Genomic DNA, 797 nt, shown 5'->3' with positions numbered 1-797 from the left:
TCATTAAAGCCGCTTTATATCAACAACAAAAACTTTTACGTCAGCGCTCACTGGAGCGAGATAAAAAATAACTCCTATGACCAAAGCAACGATACTTTCCGTCACCAATCCAACTGAGCGTGGCGACAAAAAACAACTTGGCAACTTACCCGGTGCAGCGCTGCCACTCGCCATTGCCGAACTGGCCAAGCAGCATTCAAGTCACTCACTACTGGTTGTGCCAGATCCGCAGATCGCGTTGAAACTGCAAGCAGAAATCGAACAGTTTACCGACCAACCAGTAAGCCTTTTCCCTGATTGGGAAACGTTGCCATACGACAATTTTTCTCCACACCAAGAGATCATTTCTGACCGTATTGCTCGCCTATACCAACTGCCAAATCAACGTGGCGGCGTCACTATCGTGCCTGTCAGCACTGTTCTTCAGCGCCAATCTCCGCGAGAATTTTTGTTACAGCACACACTAATGGTCAAAACAGGCGATAATTTCTCGCTAGAAAACCTGAGAGTGCAACTAGAGAACTCGGGTTACCGTCACGTAGACCAAGTGTTTGGGCCGGGTGAATACGCGAGCCGAGGTTCGATTCTCGACTTATTCCCGATGGGCAGTGCAGATCCTTACCGCATTGACTTTTTCGATGATGAAATTGACACCATTCGCACTTTCGATCCAGAAAACCAGCGTTCTATCGAAGATATTCAGCAAATCCAATTGCTGCCTGCGCATGAATTCCCAACGACGAAAGAAGCGATTGAAGATTTCCGTACTCGTTGGCGCACCCAGTTTGAGGCGAGAC

At 47.9% G+C, this 797-nt stretch carries 2 pseudogenes; both read left to right on the top strand.

Going from position 1 to position 797, the window contains the following annotated elements:
• Positions 1-71: pseudogene (locus tag R8O11_RS26730) on the top strand (PilZ domain-containing protein); the annotation flags it as partial.
• A gap of 5 nt (positions 72-76) precedes the next feature.
• Positions 77-797: pseudogene (locus R8O11_RS26725) on the top strand (transcription-repair coupling factor); the annotation flags it as partial.

The organism is Vibrio sp. 1288, assembly GCF_033344475.1.
The sequence above is the reverse complement of the archived record's forward strand: the minus strand, read 5'-3'. Positions and strand labels throughout refer to the sequence as shown.